Annotated in this window: 5 protein-coding genes; all 5 read right to left on the reverse strand. The window is 45.4% G+C overall.

Going from position 1 to position 3,063, the window contains the following annotated elements; all coding sequences use genetic code 11:
- The coding region (locus QZ735_RS02700) for a 3-hydroxyacyl-CoA dehydrogenase NAD-binding domain-containing protein (RefSeq protein ID WP_294243906.1) at nt 1-669 on the reverse strand (669 nt) is incomplete at its 3' end.
- Nucleotides 670-693: 24 nt separating this feature from the next.
- Nucleotides 694-1,104 (reverse strand): hypothetical protein, encoded by a 411-nt coding sequence (locus QZ735_RS02705; protein ID WP_294243899.1) that lies wholly within the window; start codon nt 1,102-1,104, stop codon nt 694-696.
- Between the two features lie 31 nt (nt 1,105-1,135).
- Complete coding sequence (gene bla, locus QZ735_RS02710; protein ID WP_294243901.1) at nt 1,136-2,014, reverse strand: class A beta-lactamase, subclass A2; 879 nt, start codon at nt 2,012-2,014, stop codon at nt 1,136-1,138.
- Nucleotides 2,015-2,078: 64 nt separating this feature from the next.
- Nucleotides 2,079-2,531, reverse strand: coding sequence for a hypothetical protein (locus QZ735_RS02715; RefSeq protein WP_294243903.1), 453 nt, complete (start codon nt 2,529-2,531; stop codon nt 2,079-2,081).
- A gap of 244 nt (nt 2,532-2,775) precedes the next feature.
- Nucleotides 2,776-3,063, reverse strand: a 288-nt coding sequence (locus QZ735_RS02720; RefSeq protein WP_294243904.1) for a carbohydrate-binding protein, incomplete at its 5' end; no start/stop codon positions are given.

Raw genomic sequence — 3,063 nt, forward strand, 5'->3', positions numbered from 1 at the left:
ATGGGCCATCCCAAGCTTCATCACGGTATCGATTTCTTCAACACCCGCCACGCCATTGTACAGGGTTTCGATAGATTCATTGATCATCGGCATCAGGATCCTGTTGGCTACGAATCCGGGATAGTCATTAACTTCCACCGGAACTTTCCCAAGCGTCCGGCTCATTTCATAAATGGTGTCGAACGTTTCCTGGGAAGTAGAGTAGCCCTTGATAATTTCCACCAGCTTCATGATCGGAACCGGGTTCATGAAATGCATCCCGATCACCTTGTCTGCTCTTTTCGTTGCCGCAGCAATTTTCGTGATGGAGATCGAAGAAGTATTGGTGGCAAGGATACAGTTTTCAGGGGCAATCTCATCCATCTGACCGAAGATTTTCAGCTTCAGGTCCTGGTTTTCGGTAGCGGCCTCCACAATCAGGTCCGCATTGCCTGCCGCATCCTGAAGCGCCGTAAAGGTGGTGATATTTCCCAGGGTTTCCGTTTTCTGCTGTTCGGTAAGGTTTCCCTTTGCAATGATACGGTCAAGATTGGCGGTGATGGTTGTCAGTCCTTTGTCCAGGGCTTCCTGTGAAACATCTACCAGTTTGACGGTAAATCCGCTTTGGGCAAAGGTATGCGCAATCCCGTTTCCCATGGTTCCTGCTCCGATAACGACAATGTTTTGAATCATTTCTTCTTGTTTAATTTAAATTTATTTTTTGTAAAGCGTAATATTCCTTGCTTTGGACAGATCGGCTTTCCGCACCGTTTCATCTGTGCTGAAATTAACCATTCCGTCACTTTCTTTTCTTCTGGCACTATTCTGCCTGCTGACAGCGGCTTTCAGCCCTGACACAAATTGTGTTTTCTGGGTTTTCGAAAGTCCGTCTGTCCCGATGTACAGGTTATATTCGCCTTCTCTTCCGAGGCCGCTCTGTTTATATATTTCCAGTGACTTTATTTTATTCTTCTGCTGGAAGTTTTTGATATAGTCCATAACGGGTTTATCGGAAGGTGTACCGCAGCAAATGCTGGCATAGCCTACCTGCAGGTAACTTTCGCTTTTCTGTGCAAAGAAGAAAAAGCTGCTGAATAATGCCGTGGTGATGAATATTTTTTTCATAATAACCGGTTTTAAAAATAAGATTAAATTTTTACTTAGTAAAATAATCCCAGAAAGTCTTTGAAATGTCCGAGATCATTTTACAGTTGACAGCACCCGTTTCCATTGAATTGCTGACCAATACAGCTATTGCATAATGCCTGCCAGAAGGGGTGGTGATGATGGCTATTTCATTTTCTGCACCTGTAAGGCCGGCGTTGTTCTTTCCGGAAGCTCCCGTTTTTCGTGCGGCGGGTGTACCTGCGGGCAACTGTTCGATCAGTTTGTTTTTTCCTGTTGAGGTTGACAGCATCACTTTCGTCAGGTAATCCGTGGACTTTTTGCTTAACAGTTTTCCGTCATAAAACATTTTAAGCAAGGTGACAGCTGATCGCGTTGTGGTGGAATTCCGGTACTGGGCATTCCAGTCTTCATGCATCTGGGCTTCAGTGTACCTGATCCGGAAATTTTTTACGCCTTTCGCATTCATGAATCTCTGGACGCTTGCCGTACCGCTCAGCAGGTCCAAAAGAATATCACAGCCGTTATTATCACTTTGGGCTACCGTAAGTTCCAGGATTTCCCGCAACGGCACACCGGGATTTCCGTTGGGATACTTCTCGCGGAGCGGCGACCAGGTATCTTTCATAAGGTTGGATGAATCCAGCGCTATTTTCCGGTCCAGGGAAAGTTTTCCGCGGTCTACTGCATCCAGGACGGCAGCCGCGATATGAAATTTAAAAACACTCTGCATCGGAAGCTTCCTGTCTGCATTTCTGTTATAGACAAAGCCGTTTTCAAAACCGAGAACCGAAATTCCTACGGTTGCCTGCTTATTCTGGGTGAGAGAGTCGATTTTCCGGTCGATAACGGATTGCTGGCCAAAGACTATACCAGCGAACAAAACGAGTGCAACGCTTAATTTTTTCATCCTGTAATATAAAAAATCCCTCTGGAAAAACAGAAGGATGATTGGTTTTTAATAAAATTTTATCTTAATGCATGCCTACTGCGGCAATCATCGTCCCGAAAATCATCAGGATATAAAGACCGAAAACAACGATGGTAAGAATACCGATGAATTTGTAATGTGACTTCAGGTATTCGAAGGCTTTGCTAAGCTCCGTCTGGTTATTCGATCGCAATGCCGATTTCATGTTTGATCCGAAGCGGTACAGGTAGCTGATCGGGAAGAAATAGAAAGCAGCGATGATAAAGTAAAAAAAGGAGAAAAACACACCTCCGCCCATAGGCATCATACTGCCGTACGAACTGAATGATGCTCCCAGCGTAAGCACGAACAGGCCGGCAAGCACCATAAAACCGATCCCGATGAAGCCGAGGATGGCCAGAAAGGTAGTCCATTTGGCGGCTTCTGCCAGAAAGGCTTTTGACGCACCGTCAATTCTTAATTCATCAAACTGATCAAAAGGAGATTTTGTTTCCATGGAATATAAAATTTTTCCGAAAATAAATAAAAATTTCCAGATTCTACGCTGGTACCGGTTATTTTTCTGCTATCTTCATAAAACAGACAGGTAAAGATCTCGCCGGCAGAAAAAATGTCCCGCAGAATGAAGGTGCTGCCTGCCGGGCTGCCGCCATCATGCTGCGGGAGTATAATTAAGACAGGGGTTGAAGCAAGGCAATGCTGATCATTACCGTATTCAGCGCTTTCAGCCGCATTGTCACTTATTTCAGCTCTAGGGACTGCAGGTTGATCCCGTTGCTTTTAAAGATGATCCGGATTTTATTTTCCCCTTTTCTCAGATTGATGCCTTTGGCAGAAACGGTTTTCCAGATTTCGTTCCCTCCTGTTGAAGGCAGGGAAACAGCAGCGAGCTGTATTCCTGCTGCATCTTCGATGCTGAGGCTGCCTGCTGTCAGGCCCGCATAACGGATGTCGGCGGTAAACCCTTTTGCGGATTTTGCATTCACAGTATACTGCAGCCATTCTCCTGTTTCGGTTTTGCCTACATA

The organism is uncultured Chryseobacterium sp. (genome assembly GCF_913776365.1).
GTDB lineage: Bacteria > Bacteroidota > Bacteroidia > Flavobacteriales > Weeksellaceae > Chryseobacterium.

Excerpts from the sequence above, each read along its gene's own strand:
- QZ735_RS02705 (WP_294243899.1), bottom strand. The coding sequence starts at position 1,104 with ATGAAAAAAATATTCATCACCACGGCATTATTCAGCAGCTTTTTCTTC.
- bla (WP_294243901.1), bottom strand. The coding sequence starts at position 2,014 with ATGAAAAAATTAAGCGTTGCACTCGTTTTGTTCGCTGGTATAGTCTTT.
- QZ735_RS02715 (WP_294243903.1), bottom strand. The coding sequence starts at position 2,531 with ATGGAAACAAAATCTCCTTTTGATCAGTTTGATGAATTAAGAATTGAC.